Annotated in this window: 13 protein-coding genes and 3 pseudogenes; 9 read left to right on the top strand and 7 right to left on the bottom strand. The window is 66.7% G+C overall.

The genetic code is table 11. The annotated features are described in order from the left end of the window. Window positions 1-8: 8 nt before the first annotated feature. The 3 genes from BKA18_RS34025 to BKA18_RS34035 form a co-directional block, all read right to left on the bottom strand. Window positions 9-1,294, bottom strand: a protein-coding gene (locus BKA18_RS34025) for an IS3 family transposase (RefSeq protein WP_366048837.1) whose coding sequence is annotated in 2 segments (ribosomal slippage) — window positions 9-1,021 and window positions 1,021-1,294 — 1,287 coding nt in all. Because the reading frame shifts where the segments join, the coding sequence is not laid out codon by codon here. Between the two features lie 22 nt (window positions 1,295-1,316). Further along, on the bottom strand, window positions 1,317-1,466 hold the full coding sequence (locus tag BKA18_RS34030) for a hypothetical protein (RefSeq protein WP_429638796.1): 150 nt from the start codon (window positions 1,464-1,466) through the stop codon (window positions 1,317-1,319). Beyond that, window positions 1,417-1,665, bottom strand: a complete 249-nt coding sequence (locus BKA18_RS34035) for a transposase domain-containing protein (protein ID WP_429638732.1) — start codon at window positions 1,663-1,665, stop codon at window positions 1,417-1,419. Before BKA18_RS34035 ends, BKA18_RS34030 begins: the two co-directional genes overlap by 50 nt. A 122-nt stretch (window positions 1,666-1,787) precedes the next feature. Between BKA18_RS34035 and BKA18_RS34040 the strand changes: the two genes are divergently transcribed. Further along, entirely contained in the window at window positions 1,788-3,311 is a 1,524-nt protein-coding gene (locus tag BKA18_RS34040) for a hypothetical protein (protein WP_366048836.1), read from the top strand. Window positions 3,312-3,343: 32 nt separating this feature from the next. On the opposite strand, the pseudogene BKA18_RS34045 reads toward BKA18_RS34040, so the two are convergent. Continuing rightward, window positions 3,344-3,538 (bottom strand): annotated as a pseudogene (locus tag BKA18_RS34045) (transposase); the annotation flags it as partial. A 155-nt stretch (window positions 3,539-3,693) separates the two neighbouring features. Between BKA18_RS34045 and BKA18_RS34050 the strand changes: the two are divergent. The 3 genes and pseudogenes from BKA18_RS34050 to BKA18_RS34060 form a co-directional block, all read left to right on the top strand. Then, window positions 3,694-3,798, top strand: a pseudogene (locus BKA18_RS34050) (IS5/IS1182 family transposase); the annotation flags it as partial. A gap of 188 nt (window positions 3,799-3,986) precedes the next feature. After that, window positions 3,987-4,839: pseudogene (locus BKA18_RS34055) on the top strand (IS5 family transposase). 142 nt (window positions 4,840-4,981) lie between these two features. After that, window positions 4,982-5,230, top strand: coding sequence for a hypothetical protein (locus BKA18_RS34060; RefSeq protein WP_366048808.1), 249 nt, complete (start codon window positions 4,982-4,984; stop codon window positions 5,228-5,230). A gap of 512 nt (window positions 5,231-5,742) precedes the next feature. On the opposite strand, the gene BKA18_RS34065 is transcribed toward BKA18_RS34060, so the two are convergent. Next, on the bottom strand, window positions 5,743-6,732 hold the full coding sequence (locus BKA18_RS34065; RefSeq protein ID WP_366048809.1) for an alpha-ketoacid dehydrogenase subunit beta: 990 nt from the start codon (window positions 6,730-6,732) through the stop codon (window positions 5,743-5,745). Then, window positions 6,725-7,672, bottom strand: coding sequence for a thiamine pyrophosphate-dependent dehydrogenase E1 component subunit alpha (locus BKA18_RS34070; RefSeq protein WP_366048810.1), 948 nt, complete (start codon window positions 7,670-7,672; stop codon window positions 6,725-6,727). The genes BKA18_RS34065 and BKA18_RS34070 overlap by 8 nt, the downstream gene beginning before the upstream one ends. Before the next feature lie 272 nt (window positions 7,673-7,944). Between BKA18_RS34070 and BKA18_RS34075 the strand changes: the two genes are divergently transcribed. From BKA18_RS34075 to BKA18_RS34095, 5 genes are read left to right on the top strand one after another with little or no spacing between them, the layout of a single operon-like run. Continuing rightward, on the top strand, window positions 7,945-9,231 hold the full coding sequence (locus BKA18_RS34075; protein WP_366048811.1) for a class-II fumarase/aspartase family protein: 1,287 nt from the start codon (window positions 7,945-7,947) through the stop codon (window positions 9,229-9,231). Between the two features lie 34 nt (window positions 9,232-9,265). Beyond that, entirely contained in the window at window positions 9,266-10,045 is a 780-nt protein-coding gene (locus BKA18_RS34080; RefSeq protein WP_366048812.1) for an SDR family NAD(P)-dependent oxidoreductase, read from the top strand. 23 nt (window positions 10,046-10,068) lie between these two features. Beyond that, window positions 10,069-10,569 (top strand): VOC family protein, encoded by a 501-nt coding sequence (locus BKA18_RS34085; RefSeq protein ID WP_366048813.1) that lies wholly within the window; start codon window positions 10,069-10,071, stop codon window positions 10,567-10,569. A gap of 50 nt (window positions 10,570-10,619) precedes the next feature. Next, a complete protein-coding gene (locus tag BKA18_RS34090) occupies window positions 10,620-11,702 on the top strand; it encodes a Gfo/Idh/MocA family protein (RefSeq protein WP_366048814.1) in 1,083 nt (360 codons plus the stop codon). After that, window positions 11,699-12,790, top strand: a complete 1,092-nt coding sequence (locus BKA18_RS34095) for a LacI family DNA-binding transcriptional regulator (RefSeq protein ID WP_366048815.1) — start codon at window positions 11,699-11,701, stop codon at window positions 12,788-12,790. The genes BKA18_RS34090 and BKA18_RS34095 overlap by 4 nt, the downstream gene beginning before the upstream one ends. Window positions 12,791-12,970: 180 nt before the next feature. Here BKA18_RS34095 and BKA18_RS34100 read toward each other — a convergent pair whose 3' ends face one another. Then, on the bottom strand, window positions 12,971-14,197 hold the full coding sequence (locus BKA18_RS34100; protein ID WP_366048816.1) for an extracellular solute-binding protein: 1,227 nt from the start codon (window positions 14,195-14,197) through the stop codon (window positions 12,971-12,973). Window positions 14,198-14,354: the final 157 nt, after the last annotated feature.

A 14,354-nucleotide genomic window follows, 5' to 3' on the forward strand; every position in this document is an offset into this window, starting at 1 on the left:
GCCGGTGATCAGTCGGCTCGTGTCTCTGTGTCAGCGTAGTGTGCTGCCTCGTACTCGGTGGGGCTGATCATGCCCAGAGTGGAGTGCAGACGGCGGTTGTTGTACCACTCGACCCACGCGGCGGTGGCGTACTCGACGTCGGAGACGGTTCTCCAGGGACCGTCGTGGAAGACCTTGGTGCGGATGCACTCGGACTTGTAGAGACCGTTGATCGTCTCCATCAGCGCGTTGTCGTACGCGTCCCCGACGCTCCCGATCGAGGGCCTGATGCCCTCGATGTGCAGGTGCTCGGTGAAGTGCACGCTCGTATATTGCGACCCGGCATCGCTGTGATGGATCAACTGGCCTCTCGGGACGGGGTCTCCTTCGTGGCCGCGGCGCCACAGCGCCATCCGCAGCGGCACGTCGACCAGCTCCACGTCCTTCCTGATGGAGGCATGCCAGCTGACGATCTTCTGAGAGAAGCAGTCCACGATGAACGCCACGTAGGTGAACGACTGGTAGATGCGGACGTAGGTGAAGTCGGTGATCCACTTCTGGTCCGGAGCCGGAGCGGTGAAGTCCCTGTCCAGCAGGTCCGGGGCTCGGGTATCGGCCGGGTTCGGGATCGTGGTTCTCGGTCTCTTCCCGCGGACGACGCCGGCCAGGCCGAGCGAGCGCATCGCACGGTCGACGGCGCAGAACCCGGCCTCGGGCAGCAGGGTCCGGCGGATCAGGGCCGGCATCTTGCGCCGCCCATAGAGCCCTTCCGGAGCCAGCACACGCTGCCCGGCCGCGTTGGTGGTGAAGGCCAGTGACCGGACGGCGTCCTCGACGTGGGCGTCACTGACGGTCCGGGCCGCGGGCCTGTTCGTGCCCGCGGCTAGGGCGCACCAGGCTCGCAAGGTTCGTGCCGCGATCTTCAGCCCCGCGGTGTTCAGCGCGGTGAGGATCGACTCGACGGTGTGACCGACGGCCTTCATCTGATCGACGAAGGCCACGATCAGCGGTTTCGGGGGTCGAGTTCCCCCGCGAAGAAAATCGTCGCGGACTTCAGGACCTCGTTCACCTCGCGCAGCCGCTTGTTCTCCGCCCGCAGCCTGCGCAGTTCCTCGCGCTCGCCCGTGCTCACGCCCGCGGCCTGGCCGCTGTCGATCTCATGCCGGCTGACCCACCGCCGCACCGATTCCCGCGAGACACCGAGGGACTCGGCGACCTGGACGTGGACGGCACGCTCGGAGGAGTACTCCGAACGATGCTCCGTCACCAGCCGCACAGCCTGGCTCCGAAGCGTTGAGTCAATCTTCTTGGGCATGACCCCGTCCTTCCCTGCTGTCTCACAACTGAGCGGCAGAGAAGTCGGAACGGTTCACCCGCCACGACTTCTCCCACCGCCGCACCCGCTCCAGGCCGTGCGTCAGCAGCCGGGCAGCCTCCTCATAGCCCTGCCCGGAGAACAGACACATCGCGAGCGCGGAGTAGATCACCGCCCGGGGCCGGCAAGAGGCGGGACCGCTGTTCCACACGCCCGCATTCGGCGACCACCTCATCCACCAGCTCGGGCGGAAACACCCGCGTCAGCACACCCAGAGCGATCAGGTCCGACAACCGCTCACCCGACGACTTCACCTGCCCTGGCCTTGGCGCACCACACCCAACGACCAGCACAACACGGTACCAAGTCACCAGTATTGGTCCTAGACGGGCTATTCAGGCGTAGTTCACGAATCGTTGGCCAGCATGCCGGTCTCGTCATGTTGCCTGCCTCCAACGCGCATCTAGCGCCTTCGACATGGAGGGAACAGCTAATGTCACGTAGACCTGGTTTCAACTATCGCTCGCGAAGACGGTCCCTGGCGGCGCTCACGGCTGTGCTCTGTGCAGCGATCGTCACCCTGGTGCTCGGCCCGTTGCCAGCTCACGCCGATGATGCCTCGCCCAGCTTGCGAGCGGATGCGAGCACCTATGAATTGGGAGCAACCGTGAAGTTGACCTTCACATCTCCCAGCGATCAAGTTTCGCTCGCGATCTACAAGGTCGGGTCGACTCCCGGAACAGATCAAAGAATCACTGAAGCAATGATGGGTAACACCAGCGGCACGAGGTCCTTCGTGATGTCGGCAGGCGGACGCTACTACGCAACGCTGAACCAATTCACCTCGCCACCGGACGGTTTCACTGAGATCGCCAGGACCTCGTTCACAGTTGGCAAGTTCGACCAGCGGACGCCGACGATCATGCAGGCCGGCCTACCGGCAGACAAGCCGCTGGAGAAGGCACAAGCCGCACTCGACCGTGGATCGGCTCCCGGGAATGAGGTGGCGCTGGACGACGCCATGGACATGGGCTCCGGATACTTTCGCATCAGAAACACAGTTACCAACAACTGCCTCGCTCTTCCCGCGGACCACGCCCTCAGCGGTCCGACAACATGGACCCCGTGCGACGATTCCTCACAAGTGTTCTACCTGACCCCGGGCCTGCGCCCCGGAGGCTACTTCGTCAGGCCGCTGAGGGGACCGAACGGATGCCTTAAAGCTGTCCGATCACAGGAGCCCGAGGTGGGTTCCTGGGCACCACAGTTCGGGAGCTGTTCCGATGGCCAAGATGAACATGACGCACTCACCACCGGCGACAAGGCCAATGAGGCGTCTGCGGATCTGACATGGAACTTCTTCCCGGTACAGGAAGGAAAAGCCGTAGAGAACGCTAACGTTGATTCGATCCCGCTCTCTGTCATGGCGGAATCGGCCAACTCCGTTCACATGTGCAACTGGGGCGCATTCACCGCCTACTTCGTGTTCGACTACACCACCACCGATAAGGCAGGAGTCGACACTGACGGGCACTATCAATCCGGCACTGTCACCGCCGGGCAGTGCATCGAGGTGAACCCACCGAATGGGTACCTAGTCGGCACAGTCACCCCGGTTCTCCAAATGGAGGGTTCTGGCAAATGGGCCGCGATGGGCGCCACCACAATCGCTGGCTGGAATGCCGATCTGACCGTCCACACCAACGGCAACCTGTGCAACAGCTTCGCCTGGACCACTGCCCGCTCGTCCAACGCCGCCGTCGCAATGGATGCATACCCCGGAACAGACTGCTGGAACGACACCACGAACGGAGTCAAGAACACCTTCACCTGGAAGGACGCCTACAACTACGTGGTCAGCATGCTCCCTATCATCATCCCCGGGGACAAGTCGATCGGCTCCTCCCCGGAATCTCTCTTCTCAGGTCTTGGGAAGAACTTCGGGGCAAAGGTTCCTACCGCCACCAACAACATGTACAAGAACATCTACTCAATCGGCTGGCACGCAACCACGTAACGACCGAGGGGTCTGCCCAGACTTGAGTTGACCGCGAGGGTGAGGTTGTGCAGGCGGGCGATGCCAAGCATCGCGTGATGGACGCCGTCGCCCTTGAGGCGGCAGTCGCGCAGAATCATCCAGGTCTTCATGCGGGCGAAAACGTGCTCGACGCGAGCACGGACCTTGCGGTGGGTGGTGTGCTCCTCCTTCCAGGCCGGGAGTTCGGTCTGGAAGGAGGAGCGTCTCATCAACGGATCTGCCCCGTAATCGGTGGTGGCGAAGCGTCACCAGAGTCGTTGGCATCGCTTGCGAGACATCAACTTTAGAAGTCATCTCATGTGGCTGGCTCGGAAGGCTATGGGCCGTGGTGGGGATCGTTGAGCGGCTGGTGCCGGATGAGTTGTGGGCCAAGCTCCACCGCCTGGTCCTGGACGAGCTCGGCTCCCGTGGTGAGTTGGACTGGTCCCGCTGCGCGATCGACTCGGTGAACATGAGGGCTCTGAGAGCTTCCTCGCCTTCACGAGCATCGCCTGCGCCTTGATCTGCTACCGCAGACTCACCAAATGAGATGACTTCTTAGACCGACCGGCAGTAGGTGATGGAGAGCGCTCGTGATGAGGGGGTGGTAGCAGAATGGGCACAGGCCCACGTGATCATTGAGTTCTCTACGCTCTGTGACCGCGAAGGACGACTGTGCCCGCGCTGCCATCATGCCTGCTGGAACCCGCCTGGGACCAGTTCAGGGCTCTGCTGCCCGGTCGGGCCGAGTTCGATCCCGGCCATCCGCTCGGCTGCCATCGGCGGCGCATACCGGACCGCGTCGTGTTCGACCATGTCATCCAGGCACTGGTCCACGGCTCCGGATACGAGCGCATCTCCTCGCCCGGCTGTTCCGACCGCACGATCAGACGCCGGGTCAAAGAGTGGGCCGAGCTGGGGATATCCGAGAAGATTCACGCACTGGCGCTTGACGCGTACGACCAGATGATCGGCCTCGGGCTGAGCGCGATCTCAGTGGACGGTTGCATCACCAAGGCTCCGTCCGGTGGCGACAAGGCAGGACGCTCACCAGTCGACCGGGGCAAGCAGGGGCTGAAGCGATCGGTCGCCTCCGATGCCTGCGGTGTCCCGCTCGGGATCGTCTCCGACGGGGCCAACCGGCACGACTCACCCCTGCTCGACCCCACCCTGGATGCGGCGAAAGCTCAGGTCGGTGAGATGCCAACGACGGTCAACGTCAACCTCGACTGTGGCTACGACAGTGTCAAGTCCCGTGGATTGATAACGGAGTTGGGATTCACGGCGGAGATCGCGCGCAAGGGTGTGCCGGCCCCGATCCAGGCTGGCAAACGCTGGGTGGTCGAGCGTACGCACTCGTGGATGAACGACTACGGCAAGCTGCGGCGCTGCACAGAGAAGAGCGGCAGCGTCGTGGACTTCCACCTCTACCTCGCCGCCGCCCTCGTCACACTCCGTATGCTGATTCGCCGAGCAACAAGCCGCTATCGCTGGGACGGGTCGGCCCACCACACGCCGCCTCAAGTGATCCATTTGCCGGTCGGTCTAAGACCGTGTAATGGCTCAAGGGGCTTGACCGCCCTGGGCCACGCGACAACTCGACCGCCCATTGGGAACTGCGTCTCGGTCGCTTCTGTAGGGCAACGCCGACGAGGTTGTCTGCGGGATCGATGCACGACGAGCTGGCGGTAGGGAACGTGCCCGAGACCTGGGCCGAGGTGGACATCCGCAAACCGCGTCACCCCTGCGTGGTGATCAACACGCCGGGCGAGAGGCTGCTGTCCCGCCGGGCCCACAACGACGAGTCACAGCTCCTGGTCCTGATCGGCGATGGCCTGGACATCTCCCACGATGCGCTATGGGCCGTCGACCTCCACCACGGTGGCTGCTCTGCCGATCGGCATGCTGGTCAGTCATGACCAGCCCGTTGCCGACCTGACGGGCCTTGGATGCACTGGCCTCGGGCACCTACCGGGGGAGGGGAAGACAGGTCCGTCATCGCCGGCGCGCGTCCGTCGCGACCTGGGCCCGCTGCGGCCCGGTGACAAGACCGCCGTCGACCTGCGCACCCTGACCACCCGCCGCGTGAACTTGGTCTTCGGCCACGCCCACCAGCTCACCGGCTCCGCGCACAAATGCTGGAGGTCCTTCCCGCGTGGGAGGGGCCTGGAGCTGCGAACCAGGGTTGGGTCATGCTGCTGGCCGGACATCAGACGCCCGCGGCCATCCGTCGCACGGTAGCGAAAGGGATCGAGACCTGGCTGCAACCGCACGGTCCGCAGCGCTGCCGTACCTGCGAAGACGGCGGTGTATCACCGCCCACAGCTCGTCGCCGACCTCCCACGGCTTCGCCTGCGTGCAAGATCACTCCTGAGACCGAAGAGGTAGCATCACGCCGTTGATCATTCTGTGGATGTGCAGGCCTGACCGGTCACCTGTCGGCCGTGAGGCGGGCGAGCCGTTCGATGATGCGCCCGGCATCGGGGATGAGGGCCGATGCCAGAGCGGGGGCGGCCGGCATGCGTGCGTCAGGCACGCCGATCCTGGCCGGGCGCCCACGGAGCACTCCCGCTTCGGCGACACGGGTGATGACTTCGGCGCCGAAGCCGGCGGTGGTGTTGGCTTCGTGCACCACGGCCAGCCGGCCGCCGGTGCGCTCGACGGACTCGATGACGGTGTCGGTGTCGAAGGGGTTGAGCCATGGGGTCTCGATAACGGCCACGGGTGTTCCCTGTGCGGCGAGTTGGTCTGCGGCCTCCAAGACCCGGTGCGTGATAGCACCCCATGTGACTACCGTCGCCGCCTGCCCCGAGCGTCGCAGCATGCTGCCGCCGATGGGGGCAGGCGGGCGGCCGGTGACGATTTCCTGTTTCTCGCCGAAGTACAGCGTGCGGTTGTCGAAGACAATGACCGGATCGTCGCAGTGCACCGCGGAGACCATGATGTCGTACGCGTCCTGCGGGGTGGAGGGCATGGCCACCCGCAGTCCGGGGGTGTGCAGAAAGAGCGCTTCAAGGTTCTGGGAATGCTGGGCGCATGCACCGGGTGAGTTGCCCTGCTGAGTTCGTACGACGAGGGGCGCGGTGAGCTTGCCTTGGGAGACGTAGCGAACGTTAGCGGCCTGGTTGATCATCTGGTCGAGGGCGACAAGGAAGAAGTCCGCCCACATGATCTCGACGATCGGCCGGCGGCCCATCATCGCAGCGCCGACGGCCGAGCCGAGGATCGCTGACTCACTGATGGGTGTGTCGAAGACGCGGTCGCCGAACTGCTTCCACAGTCCGCGGGTCACACCGTGCACTCCGCCGGGCTTGGCCACGTCCTCGCCGTACAGCAGGGTCTCGGGCACCTCGGCCAGGACGCGCTGCAGTGCCGCGTTGACGGCACCGGAGTAGTTGACCTTGATGGTTGTCTCAGGCATAGACGTGCTCCCTCGCACGGTCGCTGTCAGCCTGCGGGTCGGCGAGCGCAGCATGCGCGGCCCGCTCGACCTCCTCGCGGGCGTTCTTCTCCACTGCCGCGATCTCCTCGGCCGCGACACCCGCCGCGGTCAACTCCCGCACAGCCCGTGCGATCGGCTCCTGCTCCCGGTCGGCGGCCAGTTCCTCGCGGGTGCGGTACTGCTGGGGGTCGCCGACGTAGTGACCGACCAGTCGCTGCGTGGCGAGTTCGACGAAGGCCGGGCCGCCGCCCGTGCGGGCTGCCGCGGCCAGGTCGCCAATCGTCCGCCGGACCAGATCCGGGTCGTTGCCGTCGATGCGCACGGAGGTCATGCCCAGTGCCCTCGGGCGGTCGGCGAGGGTGTCGCTGCCCACCGCGTCCTTGATCGGTGTCAGCTCCGACCAGCGGTTGTTCTCGCAGATGAACAGGACGGGCAGGCAGGTGGCGGCGGCGAAGTTCATGGCCTCGTGCACGGAGCCCTGGTTCATCGCACCGTCGCCGAACACAGTGAGGGCGATTCGATGGGTACCGTCGTGACGTCCTGCGAGGGCGGCACCCACGGCGATCGGCGCGCCCGCGCCCACGATCGAGTTCTCGCCGTGGAAGCCGTACTCCGGGGCGCTCAGGTACGCGGAGCCGCCGCGGCCTCCGTTGACGCCGGTGGAACGGCCGAGAAGCTCGGCCATCAGCGGACGCAAGGGCGTGCCGCGAGCAATGGCCCAGCCGTGCCCGCGGTAGGTGGCGAACAGGGCATCACTCCCCTCAAGAGCGCCGCAGGCGCCGACCGGTCCGGCCTCCTGCCCGATGCACAGGTGGACCGAACCGCGGATGTCCCCAGTTCCGCAAAGAGCCTGCGCCCTTTCCTCAAAGGCGCGGATTCGCCACATCGCCCTCAGGTCGGCCATGAGCCGTTCACACATTGCGCTTCACTGCCTCTCCATTAGAGTCAATCGATTGCCTCAATCGTAGACCAGGCCAATAGGCTTGAACAAGGGATTGCTCTGAGCAGACCCGATGGGCGATTCGCCGGATCGTGCTCTTGTCGACGCAGCCTTCCTCGCCTAGGTTAGACAAACGATTGATTCACTTGTTAAGACATGCCTGGATCGGCATGCCTGTGTAGCCGTATGAGACGGGGACGATGATTCCGAAGCGTTTTGAGATGCTCGTCGGCCTGTATGGGGACGATGCTATGGCTGCCATCCTGTCCGAGCAGGAGCTCATCTCTTCGTGGGTTCGGGTCGAAGCCGCCCTGGCCACGGCCCAGGGAGAGGCGGGGGTGATCGCCCGGAAGACCGCGGCGGCCATCGCTGCCGCTGCCACCCCTGCGTCGATCGATCCGGTCCGGCTGTGGCGGGAGACCCGCAACGTCGGCTATCCGATCCTCCCGCTGGTGCGGCAGTTGGACGAGGTCCTGCCACAGGAGCACCGCGGCCGAGTGCACTACGGGGCGACCACGCAGGACATCATGGACACCGGCCTGGCTGTGCAGTTCTCCGCTGCCGCGGTACGGCTGGAGCAGCTGCTCGCCGCGTTCGGCGACGTCCTCGCCGACCTGGCCGCCACACATGTGGACACGGTGATCGCGGGCCGCACCCATGCCCTGCAGGCGGTGCCGACCACGTTCGGCGCCAAAATGGCGGGGTACCTCGGCGAGCTGACCCGCGACAGCAAGCGGCTCGCCTGGGCGCGGGAGGACATCGCCACGGTCTCGCTGTTCGGCGCGGGTGGCACGTCCGCCGCCTACGGGGAACAGGCCGTGAAGGTGCGTCAGCGGGTCGCGCAACTGCTGGAACTGCGGGCCACCGACATCCCCTGGCATGTGGCTCGGGACCGGCTGGCCGAGTTCGGGGCGGTGTGCGCCATGCTCAGCGCGACGTGCGCACGTTTCGCGCGGGAAGTGATCGACCTGTCGAGGACGGAGATCGCGGAAGTCTCCGAGGCAGCCGGCCACCTGCGCGGGGCGTCCTCGACCATGCCGCAGAAGGCCAATCCGATCGACTCCGAGGCTGTCATCGGCATGGCCACCACCAGCGGCGCGCTCAGCTCCGCGCTCTACCGGATCATGGAGGCGGGGCACGAGCGGGCGGCCGGCGAGTGGCAGGCGGAGTGGCAGGTCCTGCCCCAGCTCATTGCTCTCGCGGCTGGGGCGCTGGCCACGGCGTACAAGATAGCGTCAGGGCTAGAGGTCTTCCCCGACTCGATGCGGGCCAATCTCGATGCCGACTCCGGGCTGGTGATGGCCGAGGCGTACATGATTACGCTGGCTCCTCGGCTCGGGCGGGAGCAGGCGCATGATCTCGTGTACGACGCGGCGCGCCGCTGCCGGACGACAGGCGAGAGCCTGCGGTCGGTACTGGGCGGCATCGTGCCCGCCGAGACGGCCGAAGCGCTGCGCGCATTGGCGCCGGAGGACTACGTGGGCAATCCGCGGACAACGGTCGACGCGGCTCTGGCCGAGTGGCGCCACCGTGACTGAACGGGACCGGCCCCGCGGCGAAAGGGAGCAGACGATGGGACGCTTCGAAGGACAGACGGCGGCTATCACCGGAGCAGGCGGCGGGATTGGCAGGGCCTGTGCGCAGTTGCTCGCCAAAGAAGGCGCAGGCGTCGCCCTACTGGACATCTCCACCGCGAACGCAGCCCTGACTGCCAGGACAATCGCCGCCGCGGGCGGACACGCGCACAGCTACCAGGTTGACGTGACCGATCCCGCCGCGGTCGAGCAGGCTCTGGACCAAGCAGAACAGGACCTCGGTCCGGTCACACTGGCCGTGGGCGCGCACGGCATCGTGCGCAACCACCCGTTCCTGGACCTGCCGGCCGAGCACTGGGACAGGACTATGGCCGTGAACCTGAAGGGCATGTTCGTGCTGGTGCAGAAGGTTGCCAGGCGAGCGTCAGCACACGGCGGAGGCGCCTTGGTCGCCGTGTCCTCCGCGGCTGGCCGTGGCCCGCGGGCCACCTGCGCCGACTACGCGGCCAGCAAAGCGGGGGTCATCAGCCTGGTCCGCTCGGCGGCCCTGTCCCTGGCCGAGCACAACGTCCGTGTCAACACCGTCTGCCCCGGTGTCGTGGACACGGAGATGACCCGGGCCATCCATCAGCAGAAAGCGCAGATCAGCGGCATCACTCCAGAGGAGTCCTTCGCGCAGCAGGCGGCAAAGATCCCGCTGGGACGCATCCAGACCCCGCAGGAGGTCGCGGACGCGGTCGCGTTCCTGCTCTCTGCACAGTCCTCATACATCACCGGCCAGGCGCTGAACGTCTGCGGCGGCCTGGAGATGAACTAGCACCCAGGCAAAGGACACAAGACATGCTGCACGGCGTATGGCACTTCAGCTTCACGGTCGCGGATCTCGACCGTTCCGTGGACTTCTACACCCGTCTGTTGGGCTTCGAACTCGTCCATGTCCAAGAGCAACGCGGCGACTACACCAGCCGTCTGGTGGGATACCCCGACGCGCACCTTCGGATCGGCCAGCTGGCCGTCCCGGGCCGGGCTCCCAGCCATTCAACCCACGACCTCGAACTGGTGCAGTACCTGAGTCCCACCGGAACCCGGCAGGATCCGCAGATCTGCCACCCCGGCGCGGCCCACATGGCCCTGACCGTCGACGACATCCACGCACTGCACCGCACACTCGAACGCTTTGGCGTGCGCTTCTTCTCCCCGCCCAACGCCATCACCTCCGGCGTAAACGAGGGCGGCTGGACCTGTTACTTCGAGGACCCCGACGCCATTGTCCTGGAGCTAGTACAGCCCCCCGCACATCGGGGTGCGCAGGGCGCCACGGGCTGCAGCAGCCGCAGCTAAGCCGTACCCCGATCTGTGCCCTCGCCCGACCAGGAAGGACCCCGCCCCTCATGCTCGACGTACTGGCCCCCATCGCCGCTGCATGTGACATCTCCGTCGCGCCAGAGCACCGGCTCCCCATCGCCATCGTCGGCGCCGGCGCCATCGTCGACGTTGCCCATCTGCCCGCATACCGCTCGGCCGGTCTGGAGGTCCGCGGACTTCTCGATCTCAACACCGACCGCGCACGCGAGGTGGCGGAACGGCACGGGGTGCCGACCGTCTACGAGTCGCTGGACGAACTGCTGGCCGACCCCGACGTACGCGTGGTGGACATCGCCGTAGCGCCCCAGGCCCAGTCGGAGATCGCGCTGCGCGCCCTGGAGGCAGGCAAACACCTGCTGTGCCAGAAGCCTTTCGTGCTGGAAGAGGCGACCGGCGAGAAGCTGGTCGCGGTCGCGGACCGGATCGGCCTGAAAATCGCGGTGAACCAGCAACTGCGCTACGACGAGGGCATCGCCGCCGCCCGCGCCATGGTGCATGCAGGGTGGATCGGCGAACCCACAGCCATGACCTTTACCGTGGACATCGCCACCGACTGGACCCCGTGGCCCTGGCTCGTCCGCAGCGAGCGCCTGGAGATCATGTACCACTCGATCCACTACCTCGACGCCGTACGCTCGGTGCTCGGCGACCCCGAGACCGTCTTCTGCGCCGGCGGTCGCACTCCCGGCCAGGTCGCCACCGGCGAGACCCGCACCATCAGCACCCTGGTCTTCCCGGGCCACGCCCGCGCCCTGGTCCACGCAACGCACGAGAACCGCGCCGGCGACCCACAGGCGCTCTTCCGCATCGACGGCTCCCACGGCAGCATCCGGGGCACACTTGGCCTGCTCTACGACTACCCCAACGGCCGGCCCGACACTGTCGAGGTCAACAGCCGGGCCTTGCCGACGGACGGATGGCTGGCCTACCCGGTGACCCACCGGTGGATTCCCGATGCCTTCCTCGGCCCCATGGCCTCGCTACTCCGCGCGATCGCCGAGGACGGCGAACCGTATCCCTCGGCCCGGGACAATCTGGGCACGATTCGCCTGGTCGACCGGCTGTACTCCTCAATGGACTCCGGCCGCAGCATGCCTATGGGAAGATGATCGCGATGACATCGAAACCAGCGCAGACCGGTAAACGAGCCGTCCCGGAGGGGGCAAAGCGCGGCACACCGGGCAGGGGCAAGGTCACGCTGAATGACGTCGCCCTGCTCGCCGGAGTGGACCGGTCCGTGGTTTCCCGGGTGATCAACGACGACCCGCGGCTGAGCATCAGGCCCGACACCCGCAAGCGGGTGCTGGAAACGATCGAGAAGCTCGGTTACCGGCGCAACGCAGCGGCGCGCAGCCTGCGTACAGCCCGGTCGTACATGATCGGGTTGCTTATCCCCGACTTCGCCAACCCTGTCTACGCCGAGATCATCAAGGGCGCCGAGACCGAAGCCGGTAACCTGGGGTACGGGCTGATGACCGCCAGTTCGGAGGGCGTGCGCCAGAGCGTCGAGCACTACGTGGAACTGTTCGGGCAAGGGCGCGTCGACGGACTGCTGTTGGCGGGTGAGGAGTCCGGCCGCGACATGGAGCAGCTGCGGGCGCTGGGGGTCCCTTGGCTGCAGGTGAACCGTCGCCTGGGGGGTACGGACCGGTATGTCGTGCTGGATGACGCGCACGGCAGCCGACTGGCCGTTGAACACCTGGTGGCATTGGGCCATCGGCGCATCGCGCACATCGCCGGACCGGAGGCCGCCGATACCGCGCACCGCCGCCGGATGGGATACACCGAGGCCATGAGCCGGGCCGGCCTCACGGTGGACCCCTGGCTGATCATCCACGCGGACTACACTCCCGCCGGGGGACGTGCGGCGATGAACGAGCTCCTCACCGCACCCCAGCGTCCTACCGCGGTGTACGTCTCCAACGTCGCCTCCGCTGTGGGCGTGCTGCACGCACTGCACCTCGCCCACGTGGCCGTGCCGGACGACATGTCGGTGATCGCCATGCACGACATGAACCTCGCCGACCACCTCGTGCCGGCCCTGACCACGGTCCGCATGCCCCTGGGCGAACTGGGCGCCCGTGCGGTCCGCCTGATGGCTACCTGCGGTCCGGCAGACCCGATCGCGCAAGTCGTCACCGACCCCGTCGAGATCGTGGTCCGCGCATCGACCGCCCCGCCGCGCACAGACGACTGACCAGGGGGCGGCTCGCCGCCGCCCCCTCGCCGCACAGCCCTCAGTCTTCCGGTGGGCTGCCCTCCCGTGGGTGGTGGGCCAGCGCCGTTATGCGCGGCCCCGGTAGCGCGCTGAGGTGAGGAGCGCGGCGCGCTCGCCGTCCTCATACCGCCGGGAGCGCCACCGCGAACTCCACGCCGCTCATTCCAACGCGCGCAGTCGATGGTCCGCGGCGGCGACCGCGTCCCCGGGCTGGGAGCTGCGCGTGACGAGAGATCCGACCATGGCGTTGAGGATCTGCGAGATGCGCGGCCAGCGCGGATCGCGTGGAAGAGGGCGGGTGTGTTCGTGCGCTTCCTCGAACTGCGCGTAGTACGGCGCCAGTCGGGCCACCGCGGGGTCCGCCCAGGAGTCGCGGCGGGTTGCGGTGGCGCCCTCCTCCGCGGTGATCCGGTCCATCTCGGGGGAGGTGAGGGCACGAAGAAGGTTGTACGCGGCCTCTGGGCGGCGGGAGCCCGCGGCGACGGCCAGTACCCAGTAGCTGTTGAGGGCGACCCGGCTGCCGCCGGGAACGTCCGCGCGCGGGACGGGGGCGCAGCGGACTCGGCCGTGGGTGGGGCTTGCCGGGTCGGCTGACAGTGCCGCGAAGCCACTCCAGTTGACCATCATCGCGGCCTGCCCGGCGGCGAAATGGACCCCGCTGGATACGCTGTCCCACTCCGCGGCGGCCGGGTCGACAACCTGGTGCGTGTGCCACAGGTCGTACAAGAACCCAGCGGACTCCAGGGCCTGGGGGCTGTCCAGGGACAACCGGCCATGATTGTCGGTGAGTTCGGCGCCGCGGCTCCACAGTTGGGTGAGGAAGTCGTACACAGTGTTGTGCTCATCTGGATAGCCCGCGGCGATCGTGCCGTAGAGCCCATGCTCCGGCCGGGTAAACCAGCGTGCCTGATCCAGGTACTGCTCCCACGTGTCGGGCGCCGCCAGCGGATAGCCGAACCGCTGAGCGAAGCCCGCCCGCTCCGCCGGGTCGTCGTACAGGTCCGCCCGGTACAGCAGCATCATCGGCCCGACGTGGTAGGGCACGCCGTAGGTCCACCCGTCCGGTCCGCGCTGCAGCTCGCGCAGCGCCGGATGCCAGACGTCCGGCCAGCCGGCCGGCGGCGCCTGCGCGAAGAACTGGTCCAACGGCAGCACCTTGCCGTCCGCGATCAGGGCAGGAAGCCAGTCGGTGACCACCAACAGCAGATCGGCCTCCCCGCTCGTCGCGGCGTCGCCGACCACGACCTGCTCTTGGAGATCCAGGATGTCGGGCAGCCGGTGCTCGGCCAGCCCGGCGGCCACTTGGGAAAGCTGGCGACCAAGCGCGCGGTCAAAGCCGTCGAATGCGCGCCCCAGCAGTCGTAGGGGTTGTTGCGTCGCGGACATGGTCCTCCTACGGGCAGCAAGCCCGCCCTTCGTCATCACACCAATAGGTCAATCGATTGTTTCGCAGTATGTGCCTGATCTCGCCCCCAGGTCAACGGCTCGTACATGTCTTCTATGCTCGACCACTGCCGGATTGCTGCGCATGGGGTCGAACCCA

The organism is Streptomyces auratus, assembly GCF_050433025.1.
Lineage (GTDB): Bacteria > Actinomycetota > Actinomycetes > Streptomycetales > Streptomycetaceae > Streptomyces > Streptomyces sioyaensis.